General features: G+C 48.6%; 9 protein-coding genes. All 9 read left to right on the plus strand.

The genetic code is table 11. From position 1 onward, the window contains the following. Nucleotides 1-32 precede the first annotated feature (32 nt). The 9 genes from BC351_RS28835 (at nt 33) to BC351_RS28885 (ending at nt 16,276) form a co-directional block, all read left to right on the plus strand. The gene (locus tag BC351_RS28835) at nt 33-1,625 is read left to right on the plus strand and encodes a type 2 periplasmic-binding domain-containing protein (protein ID WP_208629863.1); all 1,593 of its coding nucleotides are present in this window, start codon (nt 33-35) and stop codon (nt 1,623-1,625) included. 36 nt (nt 1,626-1,661) lie between these two features. Next, on the plus strand, nt 1,662-3,962 hold the full coding sequence (locus BC351_RS28840; RefSeq protein WP_079417901.1) for an FAD-dependent oxidoreductase: 2,301 nt from the start codon (nt 1,662-1,664) through the stop codon (nt 3,960-3,962). An 824-nt stretch (nt 3,963-4,786) separates the two neighbouring features. After that, the gene (locus BC351_RS28855) at nt 4,787-5,737 is read left to right on the plus strand and encodes a carbohydrate ABC transporter permease (RefSeq protein ID WP_079417517.1); all 951 of its coding nucleotides are present in this window, start codon (nt 4,787-4,789) and stop codon (nt 5,735-5,737) included. A gap of 13 nt (nt 5,738-5,750) precedes the next feature. Continuing rightward, nucleotides 5,751-6,581, plus strand: coding sequence for a carbohydrate ABC transporter permease (locus tag BC351_RS28860; RefSeq protein ID WP_079417519.1), 831 nt, complete (start codon nt 5,751-5,753; stop codon nt 6,579-6,581). 18 nt (nt 6,582-6,599) lie between these two features. Further along, complete coding sequence (locus BC351_RS28865; protein WP_079417521.1) at nt 6,600-8,150, plus strand: response regulator transcription factor; 1,551 nt, start codon at nt 6,600-6,602, stop codon at nt 8,148-8,150. Then, on the plus strand, nt 8,147-9,856 hold the full coding sequence (locus BC351_RS28870) for a sensor histidine kinase (RefSeq protein ID WP_079417523.1): 1,710 nt from the start codon (nt 8,147-8,149) through the stop codon (nt 9,854-9,856). Before BC351_RS28865 ends, BC351_RS28870 begins: the two co-directional genes overlap by 4 nt. Nucleotides 9,857-9,961: 105 nt before the next feature. Beyond that, complete coding sequence (locus tag BC351_RS28875) at nt 9,962-11,407, plus strand: ABC transporter substrate-binding protein (RefSeq protein ID WP_158082264.1); 1,446 nt, start codon at nt 9,962-9,964, stop codon at nt 11,405-11,407. Nucleotides 11,408-11,516: 109 nt separating this feature from the next. Further along, the gene (locus BC351_RS28880) at nt 11,517-12,590 is read left to right on the plus strand and encodes a sialidase family protein (protein WP_079417527.1); all 1,074 of its coding nucleotides are present in this window, start codon (nt 11,517-11,519) and stop codon (nt 12,588-12,590) included. Nucleotides 12,591-12,712: 122 nt separating this feature from the next. Then, nucleotides 12,713-16,276, plus strand: coding sequence for an S-layer homology domain-containing protein (locus BC351_RS28885; protein ID WP_158082265.1), 3,564 nt, complete (start codon nt 12,713-12,715; stop codon nt 16,274-16,276). Nucleotides 16,277-16,282 lie beyond the last annotated feature (6 nt).

Raw genomic sequence — 16,282 nt, forward strand, 5'->3', positions numbered from 1 at the left:
CATAAATGATTAGATGGAAAAGGGGAATATACATGATTAGCCAAAAAAGACGTTTCGCCTTAGGTTTAGCAGTTTTCACTATGCTCGCAAGTACAACGTTAGCAGGTTGCAGCAGTTCAGGTACCAAGTCAGCCGATAGTGCTTCTCCCAGTCCCGCAGGCAGTACCACAGTCAGTCCCGCAGCAAAGTCCAGCGATCCTGTGAAGCTCGAGGTTATTGAGAATGCTGCCGCCATGCCAGCTCCGGATGCAGATTTTATTAAACAGGCATTGGACAAAGCCCTTGGTCTTAATTTAATGGTAACTTCCTATGCGGCTGTTGCCGACTATCAGAACAACCTGAATGTAAGAGTTGCAAGCGCTAACTATCCGGATCTGTTCCAAATTGTCGATCGTCAAGCTTTGGCTCAATTATCGCAATCCGATGTTCTGCTCGATTTGACTCCTTACCTGGATAAACTTGGGAGTGTCAAGAAATTTCTAGGCGAGGATAACTTAAAAAAAGGTTACTACAACGGGAAATTATATGCGATTAATAAAGCGCCGCAAATCGACTATTGGACCTACTGGGTGCGCAAGGATTGGCTCGATAAATTAAACCTTAAAGTACCAACGACGCTGGATGAATTGTATGCGGTTGCCAAAGCTTTTACGGAGAATGACCCTGACGGCAATGGGAAGAAAGATACGGTCGGAATTACGGGAGGAAGCGGGGGCGGCTTCCATACCTTCAACTTTAATGGCGGTGTAGGCGCGGCGATATCTCCGATTCTGGGCGGACATGGCGTAGGTATTCCGGGCAGCGTATATATTAAGGATGGCAAGGCTGTCGACGCTTATCATGATCCAGCCATGATTGAGGCTTTGACGGACGCCAAGAAATATTTTGATGCGAAAGTGATCGATTCCGAGGTTGCGGCCAATACAGGGTTGCAGCATCAGCAGAAAGCGATTCAGGGGCAAGCAGGAATCGTGTACATCGACTGGGCCAACATCAAGAAAGACCAATTCGTGGAGCAGACCAAAGCGGTGAATCCGAAAGCGGAATGGATTCAAATTGCTGCGCCAAAAGGTCCGGCTGGACAATTCGACGGCACTTGGGACAGCGGCAAATCGCCAATGATGCTGGGGATTCCGAAGAAACTTGAGAAAGACCCTGTCAAGCTTCAGAAAGTGTTTGATTTGCTTAACTACGTGTCTGAAGGCAAGGGTGCTGAGCTTGTTCAGTACGGTATTGAAGGCAAGCATTATACGCTTGAAAATGGCAAGCCCAAACCGACCGATTTGCTGGGTAAAGAAGGCGGCTACATTTGGTCTTATCAATTTACAGGTCGTCCTGAGCTAGAGTATTTATCCGCTCGTTTTGTAAATCAGGCTTCTTATATTGATTTTACAAGCAAACAACCGCGCATTCAGGCGGTGAATGGTTACTTGGACATTCCGTCCGGTTATAATCCAGCCGAAGCGGATCGTTATGGAACGGAAGAAATTATCAAATTCTTGTATGGCAAGCGGCCTTTATCCGAATATGACCAATTCCTCAAAACGCTCGATACGCAGTTCAATTACAAAGCATTTCAAGAATCGGCGCAGAAGCAGTTGAAAAGCTTAGGCATGACCAAATAAGAGAAAGAGGATATGGGAAGCGGAGGGAACTACAAGATGAAAATAACACAAGAAACGTACGACGTTGTTGTTTGCGGCGGGGGGCTGGCTGGATTTTGCGCAGCCGTCTCATCCGCTCGCCAAGGTGCGACAACTTGCCTGATTCAGGATCGGCCGGTGTTCGGAGGCAACAGTTCTTCGGAAGTTCGCGTAACGCCGCATGGCGCCGCAGCATTTCATGCTTATGCGAGGGAAACCGGCATTTTGTCGGAACTGCTGATCGAAGAACGAGCCGCCAATCACGAAGAAATATGGGAGAACGGTTGGACGAACAGCGTATGGGATATGACGATGTATGATTTGGCAATGAAAACGCCGAATCTCAAGTTTCATGTGAATACGGCTGTCCAGTCCGTCAACATGACAGATGAGCGGCAAATCGCCTCCGTCGTTTGCTACGTGGCGAATGCAGAAACCAAGCTGACGATTCACGGGAAAACTTTCATCGATTGTACGGGAGACGGCACGGTTGCTCATTTGGCCGGCTGCGAGTGGAGAATGGGCTCGGAAGGCCGCGATGAATTCCAAGAATTCCATGCGCCTGAAGCGGCAAGCAAGGATACCATGGGCAACTCCATACATTTCAAAGCCCGAGATATGGGGCGGCCGGTTCCGTTTACTGCGCCTGATTGGGCTGTCAAACACGAAGATCCAAGCTATTTCTACGATCAGGGGCGTCTTCCGAAAGAAATGAAGGGCGGCTATTGGTGGATTGAGATCGGAGTCCCTTGGAATACAATCTATGAGGCGGAGGATATTCGCCACGAGTTGACCCGTCATACGCTTGGCATTTGGGATTGGATCAAAAATAAAGATCCGAAAACGAAAGAAAAGGCGGCCAACTATGCCCTTGACTGGATTGGTCAAGTGCCTGGCAAACGGGAAAGCCGCCGGATTATGGGGCAGTATCTCATGACCGAACACGATCCAGCGGAACGAACCGTATTTCACGATGAAATCGCGTTCGGCGGTTGGTTCCTGGACCTGCATACACCAGGCGGACTCTTGGCAGCTCATAGCGAGCCGGCAAGCGCGGAAGGCTACACACAATCAAGCGAATACGCCATCAAAAGCTACTGCGGACCCTATGGTATCCCGCTTCGCATCATGATCAGCAAAGATGTGGACAATCTCATGATGGCTGGCCGCAACGTCAGCGTTACACATGCTGCGTTGGGTACAGTGAGAGTGATGGGAACCACAGCGCTGATGGGGCAAGCGGCAGGTTTAAGCGCTGCGCTTGCAATTCGCAAAGGCATCTCGATTCAAGAAGTTCCTGATACTTCCATTACGGAAGTACAACAAGCTTTGCTCAGGGATGGCTGCTTCTTGCCCAATTACAAGAATGAAGACCCGTACGATTTGGCGCGTAAGGCTTCCGTATCTGCGAGCAGTCAAGCTCTATTGTACGGAGCGGGCCCTGAAAGCAAGGGGTTCCATGAGGGCTTAACCGTTTGGAGAGATCAGAACCATAGAATCCCTCACGACCGTCTGCTGCAGCGCAGAGGGCAATGGATTGCTGTTGGCACAGACCATATTGACACCCTGTCTTTCTGTGTGAGCAACAATTCCGGGCACGTACAGCAGCTTAAAGTTGCTCTTGCAAGGGTCGATCATATTTGGGATTATCGTGTAAATACAGGGACTTTGTTGAATGAACAAACGCTGGAGATCCCAGAAGGTGAACGGATTTGGGTAGAATGGGCAGTAAATGCCACCGGTCTGCAGCCTGGCAGCTACGTTCGACTGGATTTATTGGGGAATCCAGATCTGGAATGGCACCGTGCGGGATGCATCGTACCGGGGCATATGTCTGCTAATGAGATTGGACTTAATCGCATGCGAAGGTATGATAACGGAATTACGATGAGCTTTAAAGTATCGCCGGCTCAGCCTTGTTTCGGGCCTGAGAATGTCCTTAGCGGCGTAACCCGTCCTCATCAATTCACGAATCTGTGGAGATCGGAACCGAATGAACCCCTTGGCGCTTATTTGGAGCTGATTTGGCAAGAAACGCAGTCCATTCGGCATGTGGAACTTACTTTCCCTGGTCATTTGATTCGCGAATACCATGCTTACTCACCTTTCTATCGAGATCCTCAGTGTGCCAAAGATTATACAATTGAAACTTATGTTCAAGGACAATGGAAGACCGTTGTTCAGGTAGCCGGCAATTATCAGCGGCACCGCAAGCATGAACTGCCGGAGAGCGCAGCAGCAGATCGCCTGCGCGTCACGATCCAATCAACGAATGGAGATCCTTCGGCAGCCATTTATGAAATCAGATGCTATAGCTAGTAGAAATTAATCAAACAAGAAACTGCCCCAATTAACATGACCTGACCGCCACCACCATGAATGAAAATATACTTGGCCTGTGAGCCTGTTTGTTCCATGCTGGAACTGCAGGTCATAGGCCGATTTTTTTTGGGTAGGGCACACTCTGAGTCCCAAACCAGCCGACTGTATCCCACGAGCACCGTCCATTGTGCTAATGCGGGAGGCAAGACGATACTGGAAACGCTCGGACTGGAACTGCTTTGTTTTTGGTGTCTACTGCCCCGCAAGGGTTTACCTTTTTCGCTTCGGAGCTTTTTACGTGCTTGGTTTTTCAAACGTAAGTACTTCAGACTGACTTTAACTTCTTGATTACCGCTCTCCAGAAAATAAGCATTTGCCCCGACGCGCATGTCCATGTTTTGGAGGAGAAGCAGCCTACTTCGCGCGTGGAGGCTGCTTTTTCCGCAGGCTCATAGCGTGTTAGCTGCTGTCACCCTGCGGAGACGACCTTTTTGGCAGGCTCAGCGTGCTTTGGAGGAGAAGCAGCCTACTTCGCGCGTGGAGACTGCTTTTTCCGCAGGCTCATAGCGTGTTAGCTGCTGTCACCCTCCGGAGACGGCCTTTTTGGCAGGCTCAGCGTGCTTTGGAGGGGAAGCAGCCTTCCTTCGCGCGTTGAGACAGCCCCCTTTTCTTGCCTTTGTGGAGTTATTTGGAAGAAGCATCAATCCCGTCATTAAATTTCTCGTATTCTGTGCAGTATATATAAAGTTTAAGGGGGGGATAGTCGAAAAAGGCGGTGCTATAATGGCGTTACCAATATAAATAAGGGGGCAATACCCATTATGACTGATTTATCCGTAGAGTCTGACATGACACCAGCAGCCAGTGTGAGAGCCCTAAACCCCTTTCGACTTTTTTGCAGAAAGTATGGCGCTGCTTACCTTATGCTGCTGATTCCTGTTTGCTGCTTTGTACTTTTTTCTTTGTACCCGATCGCTTGGGCGGTTAAATACGTATTTTATTACTATGACGGGGTTAGGCCGGAGCGGTTTACGGGGCTCGCTAATTTCCAAAGGTTGATGGATGATCAAGTCTACTGGTCCAGCCTCTGGAAGCAGGCTCTTTTCTCCCTGAAAATCATTCTTGAGCTGCCTTTGGCCTTCATGCTGGCTCTGCTTCTCAGCTCGCAATTGAGAGGGAAAAATGCGTTTCGGGCAATGTTTGTTATGCCTTACATTTTGCCGGCCTCAACGATGGCCTTGGTCGTTTATATCCTGCTGAACCCGTACAACGGGGGGCTTAATCAACTGCTGCTCGCTCTCAACTTGATCGATCAACCCATTGCCTTCCTGTCGGGCGGGTGGACAGCTTTTGTTAGCGGGATGGTTTTGGACGCATGGCAAAATTTCGGGATCAATATGCTGCTTTTGCTTGTAGGCCTCACCAGCATTCCGAAAGATGTCTATGAAAGTGCTGATATCGACGGAGCTACGGGGTGGACGAGGGTGCGTTATATCTCCCTTCCGATGATGGGACGGATTCTGCAAATGATTTTGTTCCTGTCTATTCTAGGAACCCTCAAGTCAATGGGCCCTTTTCTCGTCCTTACGGATGGTGGACCAAACCATGCTACTGAGCTGACTTTCCTGTATATTTTTCATCAGTTTTTCGGAGGAGATGCAGGCACCAACTATGGCTACGGGGCAACGGTGGCGGTGTTTACCGCACTTATCCTGGTCGTGATCTCGATAGCTTACTTCAAGTTAACCAAGAAAATGGATTATCATAATTAAGGAGGACAGCAAGGTGAAACATCTGTTAAAGTGGTTAAAGTATGTAATTTTGTCTGTCGTCGCCATCATAACCTTGATTCCTGTGATTTATGTGTTGTTTTATAGTTTCAAATCCAATCAGGAGCTGATTACAGGCGGCGGCTTGCTGCCCCGGAAGTGGGTGTTCTCCAACTATTCGGAGGTATGGAAAGAGCTGAATTTCTCCCTGTATTTCTATAACTCGGTGGTTTTTGCTACGATCAGCTCTGGGCTGAGTGTGTTTATGGGGGCGATGTCCGGGTATGTATTTGCCAGAACTCAATTTCCCGGCAAACGACTTCTCTCGCTGCTGATTATTGGGGTGATGTTCGTTAGTCTGGGTCCGATGACCTTGTTTCCCAAGTTCAAGCTTGCTGTGGATTGGGGACTCACGGACAGCATTTTTACGATCCCTCTTGCTGCCTTGTACGGTTTGGGAGCTAGTGTTTTCCTGTACGAAGGTTTCGTTAAATCGCTCGGCAAAGAGATGGACGAGGCGGCTATTGTGGATGGAGCCTCCTATTTCAAGCGTTTTTACCGATTGACATTGCCGCTCATGGCTCCGATTACCGCTACTTTTTTCCTATTGGAATTTATTGCGGAATGGAATAATTATATTTTCCCTTTGGTCATGAGTATCGGCAATCCAGATACCAAAACACTGACTGTAGGTGTAGTTGAACTGCGGAATATGGGTTCAGGAGCAGCGGCCTGGAATTTATTGCTGGCGGGTTCGATGATTTCTGTCATTCCCGTACTCGTCGTATTTATTGTTTTGAACCGGCAAATTGTAGGTGGACTTGCGCAAGGTGCTGTGAAGGGTTGACAGATCGGAGGATGCAGCATGTATAAAGTGTTGATTGTGGATGATGAGCATTTTATTCGGGAAAGACTAGTCACAATTATTCCTTGGGAAGAATACGATCTCGTAGTTGCCAGTGTAGCAGAGGATGGAGAAAGCGCCCTCGAACAGATCCGGGCTGTATCTCCGGATATTGTCATTACGGACATCAGGATGCCGGATATGACAGGACTAGAGATGATAGCCCGTGCGGAGGCGTATCGGCCGAATACCCAATTTATCATTCTCAGTGCTTACAGTGAATTCGATTATGCCCGCAGGGCGCTCCAATTGGGGGTAACCGACTATCTGCTCAAGCCGACCAAACCGGAAGAATTGCTGCAGGTTCTCCTTAAACAGGTGGACAGGCTGGAGCAGCTTAAGGTGCTGAGAAACCGTGACCGCCGCAATCGGTATTACGAGGAATCCATCCGTTCACAGTACATTCAGGAGCTCATATTAGGAGATCAACCTGGCTATGAGTGGAAAGAGGAGTGTGTTCAGGTTGGGCTGAAATGGCTGCTGGATGGCGAGTTGAGACTGCACCTGATTACGTTGGATGGGGCTGATCAACACGGTCATATGGAGTCTGCCAAAATTGACCAGTTTGCCGTGCAGAATGTGATGTTCGAGCTTATAGCCGAATATGAGGCTATTTGCCCGATTCGCCTTTCCTTCGGCAAGTGGCTGCTGGTTACGGGAGGCATCAGTTCCCAAGAGGAGCTTCTCATTTTTGCCCGGCGGCTATACGACTCGATTGAACGGTTTACCAAGAAGAAAGTACATATTATGATTTCAGAGTCTGGACAAAGTCCGCTTCAATTGTCTGGATTGTTTTGGGAAACAGAGAAAATGATGGCTTATATGGGGGCGAATCCGGAGGAGCCGGTTCGCTTTCTTTTGCCGTCTCGCGACGAAATGACTTATATGCAATGGACGAAGCCTATGACAGAACTCATTGGATGGATCCTGCAGGGAGATACAGACCGAGTGATCGAGTGGCTCAACCAATTGGCTCCGGCCTTCATGGAATGGGAGCTGAAAGCAGCCGAGCGCTGGTGCTTTGAATGGCTGTCCACGATACGGGAACATGCTCAGGCCCAAGGCGAAGGACTTCTGCCGAATACAGATGACCTCCGGATGCGCATCTCCGGTCATACGAAAATCAAGGAACTTCTATATTTCTTTACCCATGAGATTCATCATCTGCTCCGTCAGCGGCACGGCAAAGGAATCCATCGCTTGATTCGGCTCGCCCTGGAGCGGATTGGCAAGGAATACGAGCAGGATCTCCAATTGACCACCATTGCCGAGGATTTGGGTCTTTCCCCCGTTTACTTGAGCGAGCTGTTCAAGCAGCAGACGGGAGTCACGTTCCGTGTTCACCTGCTTCGGGCCCGCATGGGCGCAGCGATCAGGCTGCTGAAGGATCCCACGCTTAAGGTGTATGAGGTGTCCTACAAAGTGGGGTACAACAAGGTAGAGCATTTTGTGAAGTTGTTCAAAAGGGAATATGGCATGACGCCTTCCGAGTATCGGGGGGCGCTGGTATGAAGCAGCGCCGCCCGCCTTTCCGCCGGTTTCACCAAAAGCTGTTCTTGCTTATGCTCGCATTGGCGCTACTTCCACTTCTGGCTGTTGGTCTTGTGAATATTCTCGTGACTTCCAATTTATTCACCCGGCAATTGGAAGAAAGCGCGGACATGATTCTGTCCCGCACAGCTGCTCCACTAGGACAGCTGTACCAGGAATTCCAAACAGCAGAGGGGCTGTTTCTTCAGGATGAAGAGCTGATGCAGGCATTTGCCAATCCGCAAGCTCCTATTCTCAGGCAGGTAGAGGTGGCCAATCGGCTATCTCAGTACCTGACCAATATCAAGTATATTAACGCGGATTTTCGCGTTTCCTTTCTCTTGCCCCGAAATCACTATCTTTCCAGCTACGGACTTCCCGTAAAAGAAGATCCTGCACGCATTGAGAGCTTTGCCTTGGACAAACGAACGCTCGAACACGCTTACTGGCTGTCTGACGATAAAACAACGGGCGAATTCACCTGGATCGTTCCTTTGGGCAGTGTTGCGGCCCAGCAATTGCACGGTTGTCTGTTGATTACCGTCCCGTACAGCTCCATGAGCGCGATGCTGGAGGAGCCGCAGCATCTAGGCCAAAGCCAGTATCTCATTGTCGATGCCGGGAATGGGAAATTAATCCGTTCTCCGGGAACGGAGAAAAATGCGGAGCTCCAGTCGAGAATTCTTCGTCTTCCCAAAGAGAAGAGTCTTTACAAGCCGGAATACAGCTTTACAGAAGGGGACAGCTATTATTCCGTACGGACGATCGGAGAGGAATGGATGCTGCTCGGCATTGTGCCGAGGCATCAGGTGCTGCTGCCGCTCTACAAGGTGTATCAATGGACCATTGGTCTGGTGGTGCTGCTGCTGTTGGGGATGACGCTGCTCTCCATCCGGCTGGCGCGGAATTTCTCGCGGCCGATTGAACGGCTGGCCTCGCTCGTTGTCCGCAAGAAAAGCGACGGAGCCAATCTGCACATCCCGCCTTTGGTGCGGGGGGATGAAATTGGCGTCCTCTATGACGGCATTCGTGAACTGTTAATGGAGATTCGCCAGGAGCAGGTGCTGAAGAAGGAGTATCGTCTGAGGCTGCTGCAGTATCAGATTAACCCGCATTTTCTCTACAATAGTCTGGACACCATTCAGTGGAAAGCGCTGGTGCATAAGGATCGGGAGCTTACCAGCATGATTGAATATCTAAGCGGCTTCCTTCGAGGGGGCCTTGATCAAGTCGATATCGTGACCGTTGAGCAGGAGCTGAAACATCTGAATAACTATATTGGCATGCAGCAAATCCGCTACAAGGGACAGTTTACGATTGTCATCCAGATCTCTGAGGAATTCATGCAGCAGGAGATTGTGAAAATCTCCCTTCAGCCGCTGGTAGAGAACGCCATCATGTACGGAATGAATCGTCAGGCGGGAGGAAGTCTTATCAAGGTTGAAGGCTGGCGTGCTGCAGAGGATGCTTTTTGCATAGGTGTCTTTGATGATGGACAAGTACTGGACGAGGAGCGGGTGCTGCGGCTGCTTAGCGAACAGGTTCCCGATCCGGACTCCTTTGGCATTCGTAATGTTCATGAGCGGATCCGGCTTTATTTTGGCGAAGCCCATGGCCTGCGGATGAAGAAGCTGGAGCAGGGCAAATGCTTCGAGCTGCTGCTTCCCTATGTGGATAAGCTGTCATAATCGCGGCTAGTTTGTCAGTAAATACGAGTTTTGAGGGGTTAACTGCGGGTGGATTCCTTTCTATAATGAGGGTGTAATTGAAATCAAGATGAGGGGTTGAAGCAATTGAGTAGAAATAAATGGGGAAACCGCAGTTTGCTTACGATAGCTGCTGTGGTGCTGGCTCTGTCTGCCGGATGCTCGTCCAGTACAAGCAATGGCAAGAATGCAAGCAGCACGCCAGCGGTAGACACTGCAAAACCGAAGGAAAAAGTGACAATCAAGGTTTGGGCCAACACCAGGCATGATATTGAGGTTAGGGAGAGTTTGATCAAAAAGTTCAATGAAACGAACCCTGACAATATCCAGATTGACTATAAGGTTTACTCGGACAACTATGATGAGCAGCTGAAGCTTGCACTGAATGCCGGCAAACTTCCGGATATTGCTTATAATATATCGGCCGATTTGGCCAATGCGGATTATCCGCTGGATTTGAATCCCCTGATTACACCGGAAATTCGCAAACGTTTTGATCAATCGGCTCTTACAGCGCCGCCAACCTCCAAGAATGGTGAACTGGACCGTGTTTTTGAGAACGTAACCAATTTGAAATTAGTTTATAACAAGGATTTGTTCAAAGCGTCTGGACTTGATCCAGAGAAGCCGCCAACGACTTGGCAGGAAATGCAGCAATATGCGAAACAGATAACAGCCAGTGGAGGCGGCAAGAAGTTCGGCCTTGGCCTGCCGATCAAGCAGACGGTATTCTGGCGCTACTATGTGATCTATCCGGCAGCCGTATCGGGAGACATTTATGGCAGGGAAGGCTGGAATGCTGCAACTGGAAAATTTGATTTTTCGCCTTTTGCAAAGTATGTGAAGTGGTGGATTGATGTGAATAAGGAAGGCAGCGTCTTTCCAGGCGTAGGAAATTATGACAACGATATGATCCGCGCCCAGTTCTCCGAGGGCAATATCGGCATGCTGTCCGCCGCTACTTGGGATATCGGGGTATTCAACGATCAGTTCCCAGCCAAAATCGACTGGGCTGTGGCAGACTTCCCTACCTGGGGAGGAAAAGTTCTCGGTGGTCCTGCCTACGAGACAGCCAGCGGATTCAGCATCAACAAAAAAACGGAGCATCTAAAAGAAGCACAGAAGGTATGGGAATTCTTCATCTCCGATGAAATGTTTGTGACATTGGCCAAAAAGGGGCTTGGTTCTTTTACAAACCTTGCCGCTCAAGATAAATCGATTCAACCAGCGGATCGCAAGGGATCAGAAGGTTTTGTCATCAACGGGAAGTCAACGAATTACCCGATGGCGCCACGACTGGATTATTCGGTTGTGAACCCTCCGCTCAAAGTAGGTTCCATCGATATCAAGAAGTCAGGTGTTGTCAATGATGTTATGACGGAGCTGTTTATCAAAGGCAAGGACCTTCCAGAAATTGAGAAGTCTTTGCAGGAGCTTGGAGATGCGTTCAATAAATTGACGACTGCCAATGTGGAAGCCAAAACGGTGGAGTTAAAGAAATATTTGCAGCCGGATTTCAAGCCGCTGAAGTAACAGCAATTAACGTTACTAGAACTTATCGCACCCCTAAGATCGCTTTGCCTAGCAAGCAGCTCTGGGGGTGTTATCTATCTAGATGAGCTAAAGAAAGAGAGGAAGCGTCATGAGACCTAATTTTGATTTAGCTTTGGAAGGGGCAGCGATACAGCCCGTCATCGGAGATCATTACCGTGTTCGTCAGTGGCAAGGAATCCCGGGTATCGAATGCGCTCCTGACAATAGGTTGTGGGCGGCCTTCTACAGTGGGGGTACAGGTGAGGGCCCCAGCAATTACGTCGCACTTGTGAAGAGCGATGATCGCGGACAGTCGTGGTCTGATCTGCTCTATGTGATTGATCCGCCGGAGCAGGTGCGAGCTTTCGATCCATGTTTGTGGAAGGATCCTGCGGGACGCTTGTGGATATTCTGGTCCCAAAGTTACAGCTGGTACGACGGACGCTGCGGAGTATGGGCTTCGGTCTGCGCGGACCCGGGAGCTGACACAGTTGTCTGGACGAATCCAAGACGTATTGCCGATGGGATTATGATGAATAAACCAACGGTGTTGAAAAACGGAGAATGGCTGCTGCCGATTGCCGTATGGGCTTGTCATGAATCGCCGCTGAACGAGCTGCCGGAGCAAGCCTTCTCGAATGTGTATGTGTCGACGGATGAGGGAGCAAGCTTTCACTTGCGAGGTTCTGCGGACATTCCGAATCGTCACTTCGACGAGCATATGATCGTTGAGCGGGGAGACGGCAGTCTCTGGATGCTGGTCAGAGCTTTTTATGGAATCGGGGAAAGCATTTCTTATGATGGCGGGCGTACTTGGTCGCCAGGCAAGCCGACTGTACTTGGCGGCCCCAGCTCACGTTTCTTCATCCGCAGACTGCAGTCAGGACGCCTGCTGCTGGTTAACCACTATGGGTTCAAAGGACGAAGCCACCTGACTGCCATGCTGTCCGAGGATGATGGACTTACGTGGAAGGGCGGGTTGGTTCTTGATGAAAGATCAGATATCTCCTATCCGGATGGTGTAGAGGATCGAGAAGGCCTTATTTATGTCATTTATGATAGGGAACGGGAGAAGGCCAAAGAAATACTGATGGCGGTGTTCACCGAAGAAGATGTTGAGGCGGGCACATGTGTGTCGGAATATGCAGCATTGCAGCACTTGGTGAATAAAGCCTGTAATTAAAGGAAAATAACAGACGATGGGGGGTGAGATGAAGGAATTTACTGTTAGAATCAACTGGATGTTTCGATTTGGTATTTTATGTAAGCGTTTTAATATCTGATGTGTGAATGGGAGGATGGAAAATGAACTATTTTGCAAGATATATGAGTATGTTTATGGTGTTTACTTTATTGTTGAGTGTCATATGCGCTGCGCCGTCACAAGTATCCGCACAAAGCACAGTCATTCCCGATGTCGATCAAGTTTCCGCTTCTTGGCCTGTCGTCTTTGAGGATGCTTTCACCAGCCCCACGGCCAAATGGGATGCTCCTGCGGGCAACTATATGAATTATCAATATGTGGATGGGCGGTTTGCAGCCAAGGATTCCAATGCTAGTTCGAAAGCAAGAATCAAAGGAAGGAATTGGTCGCAATTCCTGTTAACGTTTAATCTGGTGATCCCCGATGTTTCGGCGGCAGGCTCCTTCATGCGAGTTGACCTTGGCGACAGCCAAAGCAGCAACTATGATTCGCTATTAGTAAAACAAAATAAACTATCTTTTTACAAATCAGGCATCGTTGGCGAAACCAAGCTTGCCGACTACACGATGGAATCTGGGGTCAGTTACGATTTTAAAATACTGGTTGATGGCAGCTCGGCCATCGTGCAACTGAAGAAGAGTGATCAAACCGTCTATCAAACGATAGGCATGTACACCAATTTGTATGAAGCCGAGAAAAGAACCGTAACGTTCGGGCACAATCTGTTGAAGCCTAGCTTGGACAATGTAAAGGTCTATTCGCCGGAGGCTGAATTCCCGCAAATTCCCGATGTAGACCAATTAACAGCATCATGGCCTAATGTTTTTGAGGATACGTTTGCCAAAGCGACTGCCAAGTGGGATGCGGCACCAGGCAATTATATGAATTATCAATATGTGGATGGTCGGTTTGCAGCCAAGGATGCAAACTCTGTGTCCAAGGCGCGGATTAAGGGGAAGTCATGGAAGAAATTTCTGCTCACATTTAATCTCATAATCCCGGACGTCTCAGCGGCAGGATCTTTCATGCGAGTTGATCTTGGCGACAGCCAGAGCAGCAATTATGATTCGTTGTTAGTGAAACAAAATAAAATCTCATTTTACAAATCAGGCATCGTTGGCGAGACCAAGCTTGCCGATTATCTTATCGAGTCAGGGGTTAGTTACGATGTTAGATTATTGGTAGACGGCAATTCGGTCATCGTGCAAATCAAGAAAAAGGATGAAACTGCCTATCAAACGATGGGGATGTATACCGGCTTATTCACAGCCGCCAAGAGAACGATCACCTTCGGTCATAATTTATTGATGCCGAGCCTGGACGATGTGCGGGTATTTGCTTCGGCAGCCGATAACCCTTATACAGGACCTGTTCTTAGCAGCTTGCAATTCTATAAAACAACGATGAACCTTCGTGTGGGAGACACGGAAAATTTGCGAGTCATCTATGAGCCGGCAAATGTTGAATTGGATGATGACAGCGTCATATGGAGCAGCAGCAACGAGCAAATTGTGAAGCTAACTGGAAGCGCTTCAAAAGCGAGAGCCGTAACAGCCGTGTCGCCAGGAAGCGCTGTGATCCAAGCGGTAACAGCCAATAACAGCATCGTCGTTACTTGTCAGGTCACGGTTACGCCGGCGGCAGCCCTGGCGCATAGTACGGCTTCATTCGCCGTGTATGGGGACAAACAAGCAATTCCCTCTGCTCTGTATGGCATGAATGATCCCAAACTGAATGATCTGGGCCGATCCGATCAATGGTACAGTGCAAGAAACATTTCCTTGATGAAGGATCTGGGGATTGATCTCCTGCGGGTGCCAGACGGCACTGCGGCGAATTATTATTTGTATAAAGACGGCTCGCTGGTCAATGCGAACGATCCCCGTTATGCGAATGTAACAACTGGATTCGAGTACACCTCCGTCAACGGGAAAAATAACGGCAAAAATGGCATTTATCTCAACGATATATTTAAGAGCCCTAATGAGCTTAATTTGCCAAGCACTTTTGTGCTCAATGTGGCTTATCAGTCTGTGGAGGATATCAAAGATGAAGTGCAGCAAATTCGGAGTCTATCCCAGCAGCCAATTCGTATCGAAATGGGCAATGAATTTTATCTGAATCACTATGGCAATGCTTTTCCATCAGTGACCGATTACGTGTATAAAGCACGTCAGGTGTACACGGCGATTAAGCAAATTGATCCATCGATCAAAGTAGGCATCGTTATTTTGGATAAATGGCAAGAGACGATTATCGTTGGCAACCCTGACGCGCATAAGCCGAATGACCCGCTTGATCTGGTCGATACTGCCCATAACCGTTATGTCAGATGGGAAGAATGGAACAGGACCATTGCCGCAAATCCGGATATTTATGATGCTGTCATCCCGCATGAATATACAGGCATTCACGATCTTGATAATTTGACCCAAGAGAAGTTCATGGACTTTCTCACTGTGAATAATGAGAACCGCTACCAATTGATTAAAGAGCAGTCAGCGCAATTTCCAAACAAGGAGTTTTGGATTACGGAGTATGGCGGTATTAGCGGGCTTATTTTTGGCGGCGAAACTAATTTGACCGAAAAAGGAAGAATTCATTTAGGGAAAACGCCCGCTTTTGCCATGCATTATATGGAACGATTTTTGAATTTCATGAAATCCGGCAAAGTCCAAATTTCGGCCTACCATTGTCTCATTGACAATCAATTTTTTGGCGTCGTACAGGATCGGTTCGATGCGAGCAATAAGGCAGGGATGGTCGTACTTCCTCCTTACTACACCTTCAGGGAAATCGGGAAATTGCTGAAGGAAAACGACTATTATTATGACATGAATATGACGGCAGGCGATTACAGAATGATGAACAATGCCATGCCAGCTGATTATGTTTATGGGAAAGATCTGAAAGTGAATGACGTTGGCGCTTGGGGCCTAGGTGATCAAGAGGGTGTCAGAACCGTTGTGTTCAGCAATAGAACTAACAAAGAAATCGAGGTGTCGCTCCCTGGTCAGCAAATGATGCCAATCTGGTCTTACGGCGGCGATCCTGTGCCTGATTTTCTTGTTAACGACTATACCATCTGGAGACAAGAGCCTCGAAGCAATCCATTTCCAATTGTCCCAGTCGGTCAGTTCTCGGCAACAACAACGTTGAAACCTTATACGATGACCGTGGTGAAACTTCAGGAAAAAACCTATGAAGATGTCAACGCCAATTATTGGGCAAAGTCGGCCATCAACACGGTTGCTACGAAAGGAATTGTAGCAGGTGGAACGGCGCGTTATTATTTGCCGGAAGCGCTGATTACCAAAGCTGATTTCACCGTTATGCTTGCCAAAGCTTTGCAAATACCGAATGATTACTCCGATTCGCCGACTGTTTTTGCGGATTTGAGCGCTGCGGGCTACACGGAGTATCCGGCCATTATTGCCGCAGCGGGAAAAGGCATCGTGGAACGGGATCAAGCCGGTAATTTCAACCCGAATCAGACGTTAACGAAGCAGCAGATGGTGGCGTTAACGCAAAAAGCGGCTGCGGTTTTGGGCAAAAATGTGGATATCTTGACGACTTATTCAAGTTTCAGTGATCCGAGTTCCACTTCGTTGAATGCGACGCGTGCGGAAGCTGCCACAATTATTTATCTCTTGTTGGGACTATAGAGGCGC

It is taken from the genome of Paenibacillus ferrarius (genome assembly GCF_002027705.1).
GTDB lineage: Bacteria > Bacillota > Bacilli > Paenibacillales > NBRC-103111 > Paenibacillus_E > Paenibacillus_E ferrarius.

What these genes read in the sequence shown, in the direction of transcription:
- BC351_RS28835 (WP_208629863.1), top strand. Translation starts at nt 33, where the DNA reads ATGATTAGCCAAAAAAGACGTTTCGCCTTAGGTTTAGCAGTTTTCACT.
- BC351_RS28840 (WP_079417901.1), top strand. Translation starts at nt 1,662, where the DNA reads ATGAAAATAACACAAGAAACGTACGACGTTGTTGTTTGCGGCGGGGGG.
- BC351_RS28855 (WP_079417517.1), top strand. Translation starts at nt 4,787, where the DNA reads ATGACTGATTTATCCGTAGAGTCTGACATGACACCAGCAGCCAGTGTG.
- BC351_RS28865 (WP_079417521.1), top strand. Translation starts at nt 6,600, where the DNA reads ATGTATAAAGTGTTGATTGTGGATGATGAGCATTTTATTCGGGAAAGA.
- BC351_RS28870 (WP_079417523.1), top strand. Translation starts at nt 8,147, where the DNA reads ATGAAGCAGCGCCGCCCGCCTTTCCGCCGGTTTCACCAAAAGCTGTTC.
- BC351_RS28880 (WP_079417527.1), top strand. Translation starts at nt 11,517, where the DNA reads ATGAGACCTAATTTTGATTTAGCTTTGGAAGGGGCAGCGATACAGCCC.
- BC351_RS28885 (WP_158082265.1), top strand. Translation starts at nt 12,713, where the DNA reads ATGAACTATTTTGCAAGATATATGAGTATGTTTATGGTGTTTACTTTA.